Genomic DNA, 16,950 nt, shown 5'->3' with positions numbered 1-16,950 from the left:
ATACTTACCAACTCAAATCTAGCTTGATTTCAGATATTACTTTAACTGCAAAAAATTAAAGATTATCTCAAAAAAAAGCTCCCAAAAAAGTTTTTAAACTTTCTGAGAGCTTTTATTATTCTTTTTTTCGAAAAAGTCTAAACCAAATCAAAACGATCTAAGTTCATCACTTTAGTCCACGCTGCCACAAAATCTTTTACAAATTTAGTATGAGCATCTGCGCTGGCATAAACCTCAGCAATAGCTCTTAACTCAGAGTTAGAACCAAAAACTAAGTCTGCACGGGTTCCGGTCCATTTTGGCTGACCTGTTTTACGATCAATCCCAATATAAACTTCTTTACTTTCATCCATTGCTTTCCATACCGTTCCCATATCTAATAAATTAACAAAGAAATCAGTTGTTAATTGTCCCGGACGATTAGTCAAAACACCATTTTTCGAACCATCAAAATTAGCATCCAGAGCTCTTAAACCTCCAATTAAAACCGTTAATTCAGGTGAAGTCAAAGTTAATAATTGCGCTTTATCTATTAATAATTCTTCGGTAGAAACGGCATTTCTATTTTTTCTATAATTTCTAAAACCATCAGCAATAGGCTCTAAATAACCTACTGATTCAATATCTGTTTGTTCCTGAGTAGCATCAGTACGACCCGGAGCAAATGGCACAGTTATACTTGTTCCTGCAGCAGCAGCCGCTTTTTCAACAGCAACGTTACCGGCTAATACAATTAAATCAGCAATAGAAACTTTCTTAGATCCATTGGCACTATTAAATTTACTCTGAATATTCTCAAAAGCCGTTAGAACCTTATTTAGCTGAACTGGGTTATTTACTTCCCAGTTTTTCTGAGGTTCTAATCGAATGCGGGCTCCATTTGCACCTCCTCGTTTATCTGAACCTCTAAAAGTCGATGCCGAAGCCCAGGCAGTAGCTACTAATTCTGAAACAGAGAATCCTAATCCTAAAATTTGAGATTTTAAAACATCGGCATCATTAGCACCTATTAATTCATGATCTACAGTTGGAACCGGATCCTGCCAGGTAAATACTTCCTGAGGAACATCGGGACCTAAATAGCGCTCACGAGGTCCCATATCACGATGTGTTAATTTAAACCAGGCTTTTGCAAAAGCATCTGCAAACTGATCTGGATTTTCACGAAATCTTTTTGATATTTTAGCGTATTCAGGATCAAATCGTAAGGATAAATCCGTTGTCAGCATGGTTGGCTGGTGCATTTTATTAGGATCATGCGCATCTGGAGTAATTGCACCCTCATTTTTTGCCACCCATTGATGCGCTCCTGCCGGGCTTTTAGTTAATTCCCATTCAAAATCTAATAAGTATTCGAAGAATAAATTAGTCCATTCTGTTGGTTTACTTGTCCAGGTAACTTCAAGACCTGAACTAATAGTATCTGCACCTTTACCAGAACCAAAACTATTACTCCAACCAAAACCTAATTCTTCAATTCCCGAAGCTTCTGGTTCTTTGCCAACATGATCCGTTGAAGCCGCACCGTGCGCTTTACCAAAGGTGTGACCTCCTGCAATCAAAGCTACGGTTTCCTCATCATTCATTGCCATACGGGAAAAAGTATCTCTAATATCATGAGCTGCCAAAATAGGATCCGGATTTCCGTCTGGTCCTTCCGGATTTACATAAATCAATCCCATTTGAACAGCAGCCAATGGATTTTCTAAATTACGGGAATGCACTTTTCCATCAGCATCATCGTCTGAAGGAACCACACCTCTTCCACCTACTCCATGTGATCCATGTGCATAACGTATATCTCCACCTAACCATGTTTTTTCAGAACCCCAATAGACATCCATATCTGGTTCCCAAACATCTGCACGACCACCTGCAAATCCTAATGTTTTGAATCCCATCGATTCTAAAGCAATATTTCCGGTAAGAATAATTAAATCAGCCCAGGAAATCTTATTACCATATTTTTGTTTTATTGGCCAAATCAAACGACGTGCTTTATCTAAAGACACATTATCAGGCCATGAATTTAATGGAGCAAAGCGTTGCTGACCAGCGCCTGCACCTCCACGTCCATCCTGCACGCGATAAGTTCCCGCACTATGCCATGCCATACGGATAAAAAATGGTCCATAGTGTCCAAAATCTGCAGGCCACCAATCCTGTGAATCTGTCATTAAAGCATGAAGATCTCTTTTTACAGCCTCTAAGTCCAGTGACTTGAATGCTTCTGCATAATCAAATTCCTCATCCATTGGATTCGACTTGGATGAATGTTGACGTAAAATAGAAACTTTTAACTGATTAGGCCACCAATCTTGATTTTGTGTACCATTACCTGCACTTGGTTTTGGAGCATTGCCTGAAAAAGGACATTTTCCACCACTGTTTGAATTGTTTTCCATAACTATCTTTTTTTATTTTTTTGAATGTTGAATTGCTAAATTATCAATATAAAACTTATCTAATTATTTATTTCAATAGATAAAAACTATATCAAAATGTAACAAATGCTTTATTACAACTAAATGTTTAAATTACTAAAAAAATTGAAGAACTCAATACCAAATAGTTAAGAATAACAAAATATTCACAAAAAATAAACTTCTAATTCTTACAAGAAATAAAAACTCTAAAATTGCGATACAACTTACTTTTTTATGCTTAAAAAACGAAAAATCAACATTTTTTTCCTATTTTGCATAGCAATCACAAAACTATAACCATGACTTCAATCACCCGAATTTTTGATTTCCCATACCATCAACAGGATAAGTTTACATCAATTCCAGATGCTTTGGCTTCAAAGCAAAATGGTGCTTGGGTAAAAGTTTCAACAGAAGAATACATTGCGAAAGCCAATAGTATCTCCAGAGCATTATTGCGAATGGGAATACAAAAAGATGACAAAATTGCTATTATTTCTTCTAACAATAGAACCGAATGGCATATTGTAGACATAGGTGTTTTGCAAACCGGAGCGCAAACCGTTCCTATCTACCCTACTATCTCTGAGCACGATTATGAATATATCCTAAATCATAGTGAAGCCAGTTATTGTTTTGTTTCTGACGAAGAAATTCTTAGAAAAATAAATTTAGTTAAACATAATTTACCTCATCTTAAAGAAATTTACAGTTTTAATACTATTCCAAATTGTAAAAACTGGAATGAATTACTAGATTTAGGTAAAGACACCAGTAATCAGGAAGAAGTCGAAGCGCGAAAAAACAGTATTAAAACCGAAGATTTAGCTACTATTATCTATACTTCGGGAACAACCGGAAATCCTAAAGGTGTTATGCTTTCGCATCAAAATATTGTTTCTAATGTTTTGGGAAGCGCACCAAGAATTCCTTTTGGAGAAGGAAAAAGCAGGGCTTTAAGTTTTTTACCTATTTGCCATATTTTTGAAAGAATGGTTTTGTATTTGTACCAATATTATGGTGTTTCAATTTATTTTGGCGAATCTATTGAAAAAATAGGCGACAACATTAAAGAAGTCCAACCAAATGTAATTACAGCTGTTCCCCGATTAATCGAAAAAGTATACGATAAAATTTATGCCAAAGGTGCTGAACTAACTGGCATAAAAAAGAAATTATTCTTTTGGGCGATTAATTTAGGATTACGATACGAACCTTATGGAGCGAATGGATTCTGGTATGAATTTCAACTTAAAATTGCCCGAAAACTCATTTTTAGCAAATGGAAAGAAGGACTTGGAGGCAAACTGGAAGTTATGGTTTCCGGAAGTGCAGCTTTACAAACCCGCCTATCCCGAATTTTTGCTGCTGCCGAAATACCAGTTATGGAAGGTTACGGCTTAACCGAAACTTCTCCGGTAATTGCCGTAAATGATATGAGAAATTATGGATTTCGAATTGGAACTGTCGGAAAAGTGATTGATAATGTTGAAGTAAAAATTGCCGAAGATGGAGAAATTCTTTGTAAAGGTCCTAATGTAATGATAGGCTATTATAAAAACGAAAAACTAACAAATGAAGTCATCACTGATGGATATTTTCACACTGGCGATATTGGTAATATCGATCAAGACGGTTTCTTGAAAATTACTGATCGTAAAAAAGAAATGTTCAAAACTTCAGGAGGAAAATACATTGCTCCGCAGTTGATAGAAAATACCATGAAGCAGTCGCGTTTTATTGAACAAATTATGGTTATAGGTGAAGGACAAAAAATGCCGGGTGCATTTATCCAGCCTAATTTTGAATTTGTCAAAGAATGGGCTAGAAAAAATAAAGTGGATATTGGAAAAACAAATGAAACTATCGTAACAAACGAAAAAGTAATTGCCCGAATCCAACAGGAAATTGAGAGTATTAATAGCAAATTTGGACATTGGGAACAAATTAAAAAATTTGAACTCACCCCAAACGTTTGGTCAATTGACGGAGGAGAACTCACTCCTACACTCAAATTAAAACGTAAAAACGTATTAGAGAAATATCAGGATTTGTATAATAAAATATACAGCACTTAAACAAAGCTAATTTCTTAAACACAAAAGAGATTGTTTCATGTGTAGTGAAACAATCTCTTTTTTATTATAAAAAACTGTTTTTTTAACAAAAAAATAGCTGTTTTTTACTATGCATGCATACTATTTTTTATTATATTTGAAACAACAGATACACTAATATCATAATTTTTAATCAAAAATTAAATGATTATGATAATTAAATGCTTTTCAGATTGAGATTAATTTAAATAGCATGCCACATGAAAAATAAATCCATAGACTATATTTTAAGAGGAACCTGGCAGGCTATTTCCAGAATGTACAATGAAGAAGCGACCAAATATGGCGCGACCATGGCAACAGGATTTACGTTGCTCAATATTGACAAAGAAAACGGAACGCCATCGACAGCCTTAGGTCCAAAAATGGGAATAGAAGCCACCAGTCTGACTCGTACATTAAAATCAATGGAAGAAAAGGGATTAATCATTAAAAAGAAAAATCCAGATGATGGACGTGGAGTTTTAATTTACCTTACTGATTACGGTAAAGAAAAAAGAGCACTATCCAAAAGTACCGTGATTCAATTTAACGAAAGTATAAAAAAACATATCTCTGATGAAAAATGGCAAAATTTTATTGAAGTTGCCGAAACCATCAACAGATTAATACAAGAGAAAGAAATATTTAACCAATCTGAAAATGAAATCGCTAAATCGAAAAAAGATTAACATCATTAGCTTCAGATAAAAATAAATAATAACAAAGTATGAAACGCACAATTAAAAAAGTTGCCGTAATTGGTTCAGGAATCATGGGTTCAGGGATTGCTTGTCATTTTGCCAACATTGGTGTCGAAGTATTGCTTTTGGATATTATCCCAAAAGAGCTTACTGAAATTGAAAGTAAAAAAGGACTCACACTGGAAAGTAAGGCAGTTAGAAACCGAATTGTTAATGAACACTTAGCTAATTCCTTAAAATCGAAACCTTCGCCTATCTATCATCAAAAATTCGCCAGCAGAATCACCACAGGAAATACAACAGATGATATGGCAAAAATTGCCAATGTAGACTGGATTATTGAAGTTGTGGTGGAGCGATTAGATGTTAAAAAAATAGTTTTTGAGCAAATTGATCAATACCGAACTCCGGGAACATTAGTTACATCAAATACTTCCGGAATTCCAATTCATTTTATGAGCGAAGGACGTTCAGATGATTTCCAGAAACACTTCTGCGGAACACACTTTTTTAATCCGGCGCGTTACTTAAAATTATTCGAAATCATTCCGGGACCAAAAACTTCTGGCGAAGTATTGGCTTTCCTTAATAATTATGGAGAACAGTTTTTAGGCAAGACTTCGGTAGTTGCTAAAGATACTCCGGCTTTTATTGGAAACCGAATTGGCGTTTTCGGAATCCAAAGTTTGTTTCATTTGGTTAAAGAAATGAATTTAACTATTGAAGAAGTCGATAAACTAACCGGTCCTGTAATTGGCCGACCTAAATCGGCTACTTTTAGAACCGTTGATGTGGTAGGTTTAGATACTTTGGTGCATGTTGCCAATGGAATTTATGAAAACTGTCCTGAGGATGAAGCTCACGAATTATTCAAACTTCCTGAATTCATCAGTAAAATGGTCGAAAATAAATGGTTTGGAAGTAAAACAGGACAAGGATTTTATAAAAAAGTAGACAAAGATATTCTTTCTTTGGATTTAAATACTTTAGAATATCGTACAGCCAAAAAAGCTTCATTTGCAACTTTAGAACTCACAAAAACCATTGAAAAACCTATCGATCGTTTTAAAGTTTTACTAAAAGGAACTGATAAAGCGGGTGAATTTTACAGAAAAAGCTTTGCGGCTCTTTTTGCTTATGTTTCTAATAGAATCCCTGAAATATCTGATGATTTATACAAGATTGACGATGCTATGAAAGCCGGTTTTGGCTGGGAAAATGGACCATTCGAAATTTGGGATGCCATCGGAGTTGAGAAAGGGATTGAAATAATAAAAGCCGAAGGTCATACTCCTGCTCCATGGGTTGATGAAATGATAGCTTCAGAAAATAAGAGTTTTTATACCATAAAAGAAGGAGCAACTTATTTTTATGATATTTCGAAAAAATCTCAGGAAAAAGTTCCCGGACAAGATGCTTTTATTATTCTGAACAACATTCGAGAAAGTAAAAAAGTATGGAGTAACAGCGGAGCGATCATCGAAGATTTAGGTGATGGAATTTTAAATATCGAATTCAAATCGAAGATGAATACCATTGGTGGCGATGTATTACAAGCCATCAACAAAGGAATTGATTTAGCTGAAAAAGAATATTCCGGATTGGTTATTGGAAATCAAGCCGCTAATTTTTCGGTTGGAGCCAATATCGGAATGATATTCATGATGGCGGTTGAACAAGAGTACGACGAATTAAATATGGCTATCAAGCTATTTCAGGACACGATGATGCGTGTACGTTATTCTTCAATTCCAGTAATTGTTGCACCACATGGAATGACTTTTGGTGGCGGATGCGAAATGAGTTTACATGCTGATAAAGTGGTAGCTGCCGCAGAAACTTATATGGGATTAGTGGAATTTGGCGTAGGCGTAATTCCAGGAGGTGGTGGTTCGAAAGAATTAACATTACGTGCCTCTGATTTGTTTCGAAAAAACGATGTCGAATTAAATACTTTACAGGAATATTTCCTGACTATTGCCATGGCTAAAGTTTCGACTTCTGGATATGAAGCTTTTGATACCGGTTTATTACAACACGGCAAGGATATCATTGTAGTAAATAAAGACCGCCAAATTGCAGAAGCTAAAAAACATGCTCTTTTAATGGCTGAAGCAGGCTACACCCAACCTATCAGAAGAAACGATATTAAAGTTTTAGGAAAACAAGCATTAGGAATGTTTTTAGTAGGAACTGACCAAATGCTGGCAGGAAACTATATATCTGAACACGATAAAAAAATAGCCAACAAACTAGCCTACGTCATGGCTGGTGGTGATTTATCCGAACCAACATTAGTTTCCGAACAATATTTATTGGATCTGGAAAGAGAAGCTTTCTTATCGCTTTGTACCGAAAGAAAAACATTGGAACGTATTCAATATATGTTGAAATCAGGAAAACCACTTCGCAATTAGAAAATAGAGCAAAGAGAATAGAACATAGATTTCAGAAAACGTTTAAAGTCTATTTTCTATACTCTATATTCTCTACTCTTAAAAATAAAAAAAATATGAAAACAGCCTACATAGTAAAAGCATATAGAACAGCGGTTGGAAAAGCGCCAAAAGGTGTATTCCGTTTCAAACGCCCTGATGAACTGGCCGCAGAAACCATTCAGCATATGATGAATGAATTGCCTGATTTCGACAAAAAACGAATTGATGATGTCATGGTAGGAAATGCCATGCCGGAAGCCGAACAAGGATTGAATTTTGGACGACTAATCTCCTTGATGGGATTAGAAATAAATGATGTTCCGGGTGTAACCGTAAACAGATATTGTGCTTCAGGAATAGAAACCATCGGAATGGCAACTGCCCGTATTCAATCGGGAATGGCGGATTGTATTATAGCCGGTGGTGCCGAAAGTATGAGTTTTATTCCAATGGGTGGCTACCGCCCTACTCCCGATTATGCCGTTGCCAAAGCAGGGCATGAAGATTATTATTGGGGAATGGGATTAACAGCCGAAGCTGTGGCAAAACAATTCAAAATTTCGAGAGAAGATCAGGATTTATTTGGATATAATTCACATCAAAAAGCATTAAAAGCACAAGCTGAAGGGAAATTTGACAAGCAAATCGTCCCTATTACCATCGAGCAAACTTTTGTTAATGCCAAAGGGAAAAAAGAAACCACATCCTATGTTGTCAATAAAGATGAAGGTCCGAGAGCTGATACTTCATTAGAAGCCTTATCTAAATTAAAACCTGTTTTCGCCGCTGACGGAAGTGTGACAGCCGGAACCTCATCGCAAATGAGTGACGGCGCTGCCTTTGTTTTAATCATGAGCGAAGAATTAGTAAAAGAGTTAAACCTGCAACCTATTGCACGATTAGTTAATTATGCTTCGGCAGGTGTTGAGCCAAGAATTATGGGAATTGGACCTGTAAAAGCCATCCCTAAAGCTTTAAAGCAAGCCGGATTACAATTGAAAGACATTGACTTAATAGAACTAAACGAAGCTTTTGCATCACAATCTTTAGCAGTAATCAGAGAACTTGAACTCAATCCTGATATTGTGAATGTAAACGGAGGCGCTATTGCCTTAGGCCATCCTTTAGGTTGTACAGGAGCCAAACTATCAGTACAATTATTCGACGAAATGAAACGACGTGGTAATAAATATGGTATGGTTACTATGTGTGTAGGAACAGGACAAGGAGCAGCGGGGATTTTTGAGTTATTGTAGAAAGAAATTAGAACAGAGAGAATAGAAAATAGACGAAATCAAATGACTAGACATAATTATAAGAATTTGAAAATTTGGCAGCTAGGAATAGAAATTGCCAACGACATTTCTGATATTTTATTAGAATTCCCTAAACATGAAAGATATGATTTAAGTTCACAGATTAGCAGATGCTCCATTTCAATACCTAGCAACATTGCAGAAGGATCAGCTAGAACAGATAAATCATTCAGTCATTTTATTGATATTACTCTGGGCTCCTCATTCGAATTAAATACACAACTTTTAATTTCAAAACATAGAAAATATATTAACGAAACAACTTTTAACCTATTAGAAACTAAAATAGAAGAATTTCAAAGAATGACGATGTCATTCCAAAACAATCTTAAGTAAAAATCTATGTTCTATTCTCTCTATTCTATTTTCTAATCTAAAAAAACACAACCCATGGCAGATACAATCGAAAAAAACGTGACTCGTGGTGGTCAGTTTTTAGTTAAAGAAACAAAATGCGAAGACATTTTTATTCCGGAAGATTTCTCTGAAGAACAAAAAATGATGCGTGATATGGTCAAGGAATTTGTTGACAAAGAACTTTGGCCTAACAAAGATCGCTTTGAAAAAAGAGACTTTTCTTTTACTGTTGAATGCATGCAAAAAGCTGCCGAACTGGGACTTTTGAGCATTTCTGTCCCTGAAGCTTATGGCGGAATGGGAATGGGATTTGTTGATACAGTCTTAGTTTGCGATTACATTTCAGGTGCAACAGGATCATTTTCGAGTGCTTTTGGTGCCCATACCGGAATTGGAACCTTGCCAATCACCTTATATGGAACTGAAGAACAAAAACAAAAATACGTTCCTAAATTAGCTTCAGGAGAATGGTTTGGCGCATATTGTTTAACAGAGCCTGGAGCGGGAAGCGATGCCAATTCAGGAAAAACCAAAGCCGTTTTATCTGAAGATGGTACACATTATAAAATTACAGGTCAAAAAATGTGGATTACCAATGCTGGTTTCTGTTCGCTTTTCATAGTTTTTGCCCGAATTGAAGACGACAAAAACATTACCGGTTTTATTGTCGAAAATGATCCTGAAAACGGAATTTCGACCAATGAAGAAGAACACAAACTAGGAATTCGCGCTTCATCAACACGTCAGGTTTTCTTTAACGAAACCAAAGTTCCTTTAGAAAACATGCTTTCCGAAAGAGGAAACGGTTTTAAAATTGCGATGAATGCTCTGAATGTTGGTCGTATAAAACTAGCTGCCGCCTGCTTAGATTCACAACGAAGAATCATAACAGGATCAGTTAAATATTCGAATGAAAGAATACAATTTGATGTTCCTATTTCTAAATTTGGAGCCATCCGATACAAACTGGCCGAAATGGCTACTAGCTGTTATGCTGGAGAAAGCGCTGTTTACCGAGCTGCCAAAAGTATCGAAGAACGCATTGCTATTCGCGAAAGCGAAGGCACTTCGCATCAGGAAGCTGAATTAAAAGGTGTTGAAGAATTTGCTATCGAATGTGCTATTTTAAAAGTAGCGGTTTCAGAAGATATTCAAAATTGTTCTGACGAAGGAATTCAAATCTTTGGAGGCATGGGATTCTCTGAAGACACTCCGATGGAAAGTGCCTGGCGTGATGCTCGAATTACCCGCATTTACGAAGGAACTAACGAAATCAACCGTATGCTTTCAGTAGGAATGCTGATTAAAAAAGCGATGAAAGGACAAGTAGATTTATTAGGTCCGGCTTCTAAAGTGCAAGAAGATTTAATGGGAATTCCATCATTTGAAACTCCTGATTATTCTGAATTATTTGCAGAAGAAAAAGAAATGATCAGCAAATTGAAAAAAGCTTTTTTAATGGTTGCTGGTGGTGCTGTTCAAAAATATGGTCCAAACCTAGATAACGAACAGCAATTACTGATAGCTTCGGCAGATATTTTAATCGAAATCTATATGGCTGAATCTACCATTTTAAGAACCGAAAAATTAGCTAAAAAAGAAGGCGAAGCAAATATAAAAGAACAAATTGCTATGGCTAAATTATACTTATACAAAGCCGTTGATATTGTTACCCAAAAAGGAAAAGAAAGCATTATTTCTTTTGCCGAAGGCGATGAACAACGCATGATGTTAATGGGATTGAGACGTTACACCAAATACACGAATATGCCAAACATCGTTGAAATTAGAAGAACTATTAGCGCTAAAATTATTGCCGAAAACAAGTATTGTTTTTAATCTAATTTTTGCATTTAAACATAAAAAACGTCCCGATTTGGGACGTTTTTATTTTATTTTTTCTCTTCTTCTAAAGCTGATATTTCTCCAAAATAAGAAATCGATTCTCTATTGTTACTAATAATTGTTAGCGTAGCACTTCCTTCAAAAGAAACTGAAAGCGTTATATCAAAATTGTCCTGCTTTCCTTTTACTGAAGTTTTAACCGAATACTCTTTCTTATTTTTCTTGACAGTAAAATTTTCAGGAACTCCTTCAAATTTCAAACCAGTATCACTTCCTCCGTAGCCTAATCCACTAAATCCCCGACCAAAAAATGGCATTTCACTTTTTATAAAATCTGTTTTAAACCTAATGTAATTAGGAATAATGCTTAAATCGATCATTCGAAAAGAGGGCGAATTTGAATTTCTGGCTACAAATTGAAACTCTTTAGCATTAATTAACTTTTCGATTTCTTTTTCTTTGGCTACTTTTTTCTCAATTCTAAGTTGCTTTTTTGTTTTTTGCTGAGAATATCCAATTAATACATTAAAACAAAGCAGTACTAAAATAACTGATTTTAATATTTTCATAATTTATGATTTTTACAATTACACAAAAGACACCTGAAATACAACATCTTATATTAAAGATACACTTTTTGAAATAACAAAAATTATTCCTGTTTTAATTAAAATTGAAAAAATGATTTAGTAGTAAAGTTTTAGAATTTAAGTTGCTTTTCTTCTTCAAATAACAACTTGATATTTTCATAAGAATTTTTCAAAACTTCGGGAATTTCATTAGGGTGAATCCAGGCAACTTTTTCGATTCCTTCTTCCAGCTGTCCTTGTGGTGTTCCTTCAAAATCAGAGAACATTTCGAACCAATGTGTAATTTTTAATTTATAAACTCCGTTACGTTTAAAAACATGATAGGTTTTTTGCAATTTATTAGTAATTCGCAATTGGTTTACCCCTGTTTCTTCTTCTACCTCACGCATAGCAGTTTGCTCAATTTCTTCTTTCTTTTCGACACCGCCTTTTGGTAAATCCCATTTTCCATTTCGAAAAATAAACAACACCTCCCCTTTCTTATTGTAAACCAAACCTCCTCCTGCTTTATTGACTGGAATTTTAGTTTTTAAAGTTTTCATAATCTCCTTTTCATCAGGATGATAGAGATACGCTTTTTGAATTTTATTTTGAAAAATTTTGATAATAATTTGTTCAATATCAATACTTTCTAACAAAAAAAGCTTAAAATCAGTTTCTTTTGAGATTTTATTTGTCAAAAAAAGTGGTTTGTCGTTCACAAAAACTTTATACATTTGTACTATGATTTTTAATAAAGATACAGCCGAAAAAACAGCCGAATTGCTTTTACAAATAAATGCAATTAAATTGAATCCTGAAAATTCTTTTACATGGGCTTCCGGATGGAAATCACCTATTTATTGTGATAACCGTCTAATTCTTTCATTTCCAACAATAAGAAATTATGTAAGAGATGAATTTGCAAAAAACATTGAAAAACAATTTGGAAAACCAGATGTCATTGCCGGAGTTGCAACAGGAGCTATCGGAATAGGTATGCTTGTTGCCGAAAGCATGGGGTTACCATTTGTATATGTTCGTCCGGAACCTAAAAAACACGGTCGTCAAAACCAAGTGGAAGGTTTCCTGCAAAAAGGACAGAATGTAGTAGTTGTTGAGGATTTAATCAGTACAGGAAACAGCAGCTTACTTGCGGTTGAAGCTTTACGTAATGCAGGAGCTAATATTAAAGGAATGGCTGCCATTTTTACTTATGGTTTTGATGTTGCCGAAGAAAACTTTAAACAAGCCAAACTGGATTTATACACTTTAAGTAATTACCAAAATCTTTTAAACTTAGCTGTAGCTAAAAAATACATTACTGAAAAAGAAGAAAGTACTTTAAGAGAATGGAGCGTTACTCCTTCTACCTGGGGTAGATAAAAGCAATTAAAATAATAAATCATGAACTTAGAAAGTCCAAAGGTAAACGTTGAAAAATCGGCAGATGAATTATTCAATTTATTGACTGATATGAAAAATTTCGAAAAACTAATGCCTGAAAACATTGCTAAGTTTGAAGTTATTGGAGACGATTCTTTTCTTTTTGGTCTAAAAGGAATGCCCGAAATTCAATTGAAAGTGATCGAAAAAATAGCTCCTAACAAAATTGTATTTGGTGCTGCATCTGACAAAGTTCCTTTTACATTAATAGCAACTATCGAAAGCCTTTCTGCTAATACAAGTTCTGCAAAACTGGATTTTGAAGGAAGTTTTAACCCAATGATGGCTATGATGGTTAAAGGTCCAATTAGCAAATTAATAGAAACTTTGGTTACTAATATGCCTAAACTATAGTACACTATTTTAACTTATATAAAAACCCTTTTAGTTCCCGGACTAAAAGGGTTTCTTTTTTTAGAGGATTTCAATAATTTAAACAATCGTTACCAAAAATATTAACAGAAAGTTGAGAGTTGTTTTAATGAAATATTTAAGATAAATGCTTAAATTTAATGTAGAGTTCTTTTATAAAGACTCAAAGAATATTAATTAAAAACATATATTATGAGTTTATTATCAGACAATATTATTCCAGGAGAACATGGTAAAGTTTTTGGAACAAATGCAGATCACGAAACTGAATTAAAACAAATAAAAAATGCCCTTCTAAAACTTGATGGCGTTACAGAAGTCCAAATCAATAATACTATTTTCCCAAAAGAATTTACAGTATTTACTAATAAAATGATTAGTGTCGAGGATATAGAAACTACCGTTATCGCAACTGGTTTTCACGCCATTCCTAAAGCACTTATATAATTTAAAAACATCAAAATTAAAAACTCCTCTTAAATTCTAAGAGGAGTTTTTTTATACATTTCTCTTCAGATTTAAGTAATCCTACTTAAAAAAGCTTTTTTTTAATTTCAACAAAACAATCAAATTAAGTATAAAAAAGTTATTTCTACTTAAAATCTCGTTACATTCTTACTAAGTCATCCAATACTAAGTAGTAATATTTCTATTTTTAAGGTTAAAAACATCTCAAAAACTAAAGTTTATAGTTTCAATAGATTAAAAAACGAAAAAACTCCAGCTCTTTTTTTACATATTATCCATTTTATTCCTTTTGTTTTCACAATATCTCAATTAACATCAAAAAACAAAAATTAAGTATTTAAAATAAGTATTAATACGTATATTTGCTTCGTAATACTTAATAATGATATTATGATAAAAGTAATAGTAGTCGGAAACGGAATGGTAGGATATAAATTTTGTGAAAAATTTGTATCAAAACAAGGACATGAAAATTATCAAATCACCGTATTTGGAGAAGAGCCAAGACGTGCTTATGACAGAGTTCACTTAAGTGAATACTTTGCTGGAAAAAGTGCTGAAGATTTATCATTATCAACTTCAAGCTGGTATGAGGAAAATAACATTATACTTAATACTTCTGAATTAATTACAGACATTAACAGAGAACAAAAAACAATACATACTCACCTAGAAAACACACACGAGTATGATTACTTAGTTTTAGCTACAGGTTCGGCTGCATTTGTACCACCTATTGAAGGTGTAGACAAAGAAGGTGTTTTTGTTTACAGAACAATTGAAGATCTAGACGCTATTATGGCGTATGCTAAAAAAATAAAACAAAACGGCGCAACAGAAGCTGCAGTCCTTGGTGGTGGATTACTGGGACTAGAAGCTGCTAAAGCCGTTCGTGATTTAGGATTGAATGCTCATGTAGTAGAATTTGCTCCTCGTTTAATGCCAAGACAATTAGACAAAGGCGCAAGTGATATGCTACAATCTAAAATTGAAGAATTAGGAATTGGCATCCACTTGAACAAATCTACTCAATATATTGCCGGTGAAGACGCTATAACAGGAATGATGTTTGAAGGCGATGATTTACTAAAAGTAGATATGCTGGTAATTTCTGCAGGTATCAAACCTCGTGACGAACTAGGAAGAGTTTGCGGACTTGAAGTAGGTGTTAGAGGTGGTGTTGTTGTAGATAATAAAATGCAAACTTCAGATCCTAATATTTTTGCTATTGGTGAGGTCGCACTTTACAACCACATGATTTACGGTCTTGTTGCTCCGGGATATGAAATGGCTGATGTTGCTGCAGAGCAAATCATGAATGGCGACAAAACGATGAGAGAAGTTATCGATATGTCAACACAACTAAAATTGATTGGTGTTGAAGTAGCGAGTTTTGGAGATCCTTTTATCGAAAATGATGAAGTTACCGCAATTGTTTACGAAAACAAATTCAGCGGAATTTATAAAAGAGTTAATGTTACCAAAGACGGAAAAAAACTCTTGGGAGGAATTCTTGTCGGTGATGCAAGCGATTACAACGGATTATTCCAAATTTACAGCAACGGGATGGCATTGCCTCCTAACCCTGAAGATTTAATTTTAGGAGCAAGAGGCGGAGAAGCTTCTTCATTCGGAAGTGCTTCTGATTTACCTGATACTGCTGTAATTTGTTCTTGTGAAAATGTAACTAAAGGAGCTATTTGCTGTTCGATTACAGATGGAACTTGTGAAACATTCGGTGATGTAGTAAAAACTACCAAAGCAACTTCTGGTTGTGGTGGTTGTAAACCAATGGTTGCTGATTTAGTAAAAGCTGCCCAAAAATCAATTGGTAAAGAAATCAAAGAAAGTATTTGTGAGCACTTTAATCACACCAGACAAGAATTGTTTGACCTGGTTAAAATCAACAAATACACTAACTTTTATGAAGTTATTGACCATCATGGAAACGGAGATGGTTGCGAAGTTTGTAAACCTTTAGTAGCTTCTATTTTCTCTAGTATTTATAATGATACGGCTAACAAACACGTAACTACTCAGGATACTAATGACAGATACCTTGCTAATATTCAAAGAAACGGAACCTATTCTGTTGTTCCAAGAATTGCAGGTGGTGAAATCACTCCGGAAAAACTAATTGTAATTGGTGAAGTAGCTAAACAATTCGATTTATATACTAAAATTACCGGAGCACAACGTGTTGATTTATTTGGAGCTTCACTAAATGATTTACCTGAAATATGGCGAATTCTTATCGAAAATGGTTTTGAAAGCGGACATGCTTATGGAAAATCATTGCGTGCCGTAAAAAGTTGTGTAGGTAACGCCTGGTGTCGTTACGGAATGGACGACAGTACCACTTTTGCTATCGAACTTGAAAACCGTTACAGAGGTATTCGTTCTCCGCACAAATTAAAAGGAGGAGTTTCGGCTTGTATTAGAGAATGTGCCGAAGCAAGAGGAAAAGACTTTGGAGTAATTGCTGTTGAAGGCGGATGGAACCTTTACATCTGTGGAAACGGTGGAGCAAATCCTAAACACGCCGTTCTTTTAGCCGAACAAATAGACAAAGAAACCGTATTCAAATACATGGATCGTTTCCTTATGTACTACATTCGTACAGCTGGTCCGCTAATTAGAACTTCTACCTGGTTAGAAAAATTAGAAGGTGGTTTAGATTATTTAAAAGAAGTAATTATCCATGACCGCATTGGAATTTGCGAAACTCTGGAAGCTGAAATGGAACAATTGGTTGGAACATTTGAATGCGAATGGAAACAAGTATTAGAAAAACCAAGATTGATGAAACGCTTTAGCCATTTTGTTAACTCTGACGAGAAGGACGATAATATTGAATACATTCCTTTAAGAGACCAAAAAATGCCAAAAGCCTGGTAATTAAATTTTAAGAAC

At 34.7% G+C, this 16,950-nt stretch carries 13 protein-coding genes; 10 read left to right on the top strand and 3 right to left on the bottom strand.

Annotated elements, in window-relative coordinates; all coding sequences use genetic code 11:
- Positions 1–137: 137 nt before the first annotated feature.
- A complete protein-coding gene (gene katG, locus FEM21_RS03610) occupies positions 138–2,405 on the bottom strand; it encodes a catalase/peroxidase HPI (RefSeq protein ID WP_035657902.1) in 2,268 nt (755 codons plus the stop codon).
- 320 nt (positions 2,406–2,725) lie between these two features.
- Here katG and FEM21_RS03605 point away from each other — a divergent pair, with 320 nt between their 5' ends.
- The 6 genes from FEM21_RS03605 (at position 2,726) to FEM21_RS03580 (ending at position 11,176) form a co-directional block, all read left to right on the top strand.
- Positions 2,726–4,504 (top strand): AMP-dependent synthetase/ligase, encoded by a 1,779-nt coding sequence (locus tag FEM21_RS03605; protein ID WP_035657899.1) that lies wholly within the window; start codon positions 2,726–2,728, stop codon positions 4,502–4,504.
- A gap of 239 nt (positions 4,505–4,743) precedes the next feature.
- A complete protein-coding gene (locus tag FEM21_RS03600) occupies positions 4,744–5,214 on the top strand; it encodes a MarR family winged helix-turn-helix transcriptional regulator (protein ID WP_035657898.1) in 471 nt (156 codons plus the stop codon).
- A 38-nt stretch (positions 5,215–5,252) separates the two neighbouring features.
- On the top strand, positions 5,253–7,643 hold the full coding sequence (locus FEM21_RS03595) for a 3-hydroxyacyl-CoA dehydrogenase/enoyl-CoA hydratase family protein (protein ID WP_035657896.1): 2,391 nt from the start codon (positions 5,253–5,255) through the stop codon (positions 7,641–7,643).
- Positions 7,644–7,738: 95 nt separating this feature from the next.
- On the top strand, positions 7,739–8,920 hold the full coding sequence (locus FEM21_RS03590; protein ID WP_035657895.1) for an acetyl-CoA C-acyltransferase: 1,182 nt from the start codon (positions 7,739–7,741) through the stop codon (positions 8,918–8,920).
- A gap of 42 nt (positions 8,921–8,962) precedes the next feature.
- Positions 8,963–9,316 carry a four helix bundle protein gene (locus FEM21_RS03585; protein WP_035657892.1) on the top strand — a complete coding sequence of 118 codons (354 nt, stop codon included), beginning with the start codon at positions 8,963–8,965 and terminating at the stop codon, positions 9,314–9,316.
- Between the two features lie 54 nt (positions 9,317–9,370).
- Complete coding sequence (locus tag FEM21_RS03580; protein ID WP_035657889.1) at positions 9,371–11,176, top strand: acyl-CoA dehydrogenase family protein; 1,806 nt, start codon at positions 9,371–9,373, stop codon at positions 11,174–11,176.
- Between the two features lie 53 nt (positions 11,177–11,229).
- Here FEM21_RS03580 and FEM21_RS03575 read toward each other — a convergent pair whose 3' ends face one another.
- Both FEM21_RS03575 and FEM21_RS03570 read right to left on the bottom strand, forming a co-directional pair.
- Positions 11,230–11,751 (bottom strand): DUF4251 domain-containing protein, encoded by a 522-nt coding sequence (locus FEM21_RS03575; RefSeq protein ID WP_035657887.1) that lies wholly within the window; start codon positions 11,749–11,751, stop codon positions 11,230–11,232.
- Between the two features lie 131 nt (positions 11,752–11,882).
- The gene (locus tag FEM21_RS03570) at positions 11,883–12,488 is read right to left on the bottom strand and encodes an NUDIX hydrolase (RefSeq protein WP_035657880.1); all 606 of its coding nucleotides are present in this window, start codon (positions 12,486–12,488) and stop codon (positions 11,883–11,885) included.
- 7 nt (positions 12,489–12,495) lie between these two features.
- Here FEM21_RS03570 and pyrE point away from each other — a divergent pair, with 7 nt between their 5' ends.
- From pyrE to nirB, 4 genes are all read left to right on the top strand, one after another.
- Entirely contained in the window at positions 12,496–13,137 is a 642-nt protein-coding gene (pyrE, locus tag FEM21_RS03565) for an orotate phosphoribosyltransferase (RefSeq protein WP_035657878.1), read from the top strand.
- A 21-nt stretch (positions 13,138–13,158) separates the two neighbouring features.
- Positions 13,159–13,551 (top strand): SRPBCC family protein, encoded by a 393-nt coding sequence (locus FEM21_RS03560; RefSeq protein WP_035657876.1) that lies wholly within the window; start codon positions 13,159–13,161, stop codon positions 13,549–13,551.
- 210 nt (positions 13,552–13,761) lie between these two features.
- The gene (locus FEM21_RS03555; protein ID WP_035657875.1) at positions 13,762–14,016 is read left to right on the top strand and encodes a heavy-metal-associated domain-containing protein; all 255 of its coding nucleotides are present in this window, start codon (positions 13,762–13,764) and stop codon (positions 14,014–14,016) included.
- A 411-nt stretch (positions 14,017–14,427) separates the two neighbouring features.
- A complete protein-coding gene (nirB, locus tag FEM21_RS03550; protein ID WP_035657872.1) occupies positions 14,428–16,935 on the top strand; it encodes a nitrite reductase large subunit NirB in 2,508 nt (835 codons plus the stop codon).
- Positions 16,936–16,950 lie beyond the last annotated feature (15 nt).

Origin of the sequence: Flavobacterium seoulense (genome assembly GCF_000695795.1) — a bacterium.
Lineage (GTDB): Bacteria > Bacteroidota > Bacteroidia > Flavobacteriales > Flavobacteriaceae > Flavobacterium > Flavobacterium seoulense.
This window is presented reverse-complemented; position numbering and strand designations above follow the sequence as displayed.

What these genes read in the sequence shown, in the direction of transcription:
- katG (WP_035657902.1), bottom strand. Translation starts at nt 2,405, where the DNA reads ATGGAAAACAATTCAAACAGTGGTGGAAAATGTCCTTTTTCAGGCAAT.
- FEM21_RS03605 (WP_035657899.1), top strand. Translation starts at nt 2,726, where the DNA reads ATGACTTCAATCACCCGAATTTTTGATTTCCCATACCATCAACAGGAT.
- FEM21_RS03600 (WP_035657898.1), top strand. Translation starts at nt 4,744, where the DNA reads ATGAAAAATAAATCCATAGACTATATTTTAAGAGGAACCTGGCAGGCT.
- FEM21_RS03595 (WP_035657896.1), top strand. Translation starts at nt 5,253, where the DNA reads ATGAAACGCACAATTAAAAAAGTTGCCGTAATTGGTTCAGGAATCATG.
- FEM21_RS03590 (WP_035657895.1), top strand. Translation starts at nt 7,739, where the DNA reads ATGAAAACAGCCTACATAGTAAAAGCATATAGAACAGCGGTTGGAAAA.
- FEM21_RS03585 (WP_035657892.1), top strand. Translation starts at nt 8,963, where the DNA reads ATGACTAGACATAATTATAAGAATTTGAAAATTTGGCAGCTAGGAATA.
- FEM21_RS03580 (WP_035657889.1), top strand. Translation starts at nt 9,371, where the DNA reads ATGGCAGATACAATCGAAAAAAACGTGACTCGTGGTGGTCAGTTTTTA.
- FEM21_RS03575 (WP_035657887.1), bottom strand. Translation starts at nt 11,751, where the DNA reads ATGAAAATATTAAAATCAGTTATTTTAGTACTGCTTTGTTTTAATGTA.
- FEM21_RS03570 (WP_035657880.1), bottom strand. Translation starts at nt 12,488, where the DNA reads ATGTATAAAGTTTTTGTGAACGACAAACCACTTTTTTTGACAAATAAA.
- pyrE (WP_035657878.1), top strand. Translation starts at nt 12,496, where the DNA reads ATGATTTTTAATAAAGATACAGCCGAAAAAACAGCCGAATTGCTTTTA.
- FEM21_RS03560 (WP_035657876.1), top strand. Translation starts at nt 13,159, where the DNA reads ATGAACTTAGAAAGTCCAAAGGTAAACGTTGAAAAATCGGCAGATGAA.
- FEM21_RS03555 (WP_035657875.1), top strand. Translation starts at nt 13,762, where the DNA reads ATGAGTTTATTATCAGACAATATTATTCCAGGAGAACATGGTAAAGTT.
- nirB (WP_035657872.1), top strand. Translation starts at nt 14,428, where the DNA reads ATGATAAAAGTAATAGTAGTCGGAAACGGAATGGTAGGATATAAATTT.